This is a genomic window from Salmonella sp. SAL4457, from assembly GCF_046548235.1.
Taxonomy (GTDB): Bacteria; Pseudomonadota; Gammaproteobacteria; order Enterobacterales; family Enterobacteriaceae; genus Salmonella; species Salmonella enterica.
Map to the genome: position 1 here is coordinate 1 of NZ_JBGDZO010000926.1, position 253 is coordinate 253.

Genomic DNA, 253 nt, shown 5'->3' on the forward strand with positions numbered 1-253 from the left:
CCCTTGTTCCCACCGCCAGCGGCCTTCGGCGCTTCGGCGGCAGGCGCCGCTGTCGCGGCCGGCGTCTCGGCGTCCTCCTTGGGCGGCAACTCCACCGGAGGCGGGGGCAGCTGCTTCACGGACTCGAGCAGCTGCGCGACGTCGAGCTCGTCGTCGACCACCGGGTCCATCCAGTCGGAGTAGATCGACCCCACGGCGCCGAAGTGGAACAGGAACGAGAACGCGGCGATGATCGTGGTCGTCCAGTCGATGT

General features: G+C 69.6%; 1 protein-coding gene. It reads right to left on the minus strand.

The window, feature by feature from the left end; genetic code table 11:
* A partial coding sequence (locus ACLJNW_RS26910; RefSeq protein ID WP_410961609.1) for a hypothetical protein occupies window positions 1–253 on the minus strand: 253 nt, incomplete at both ends.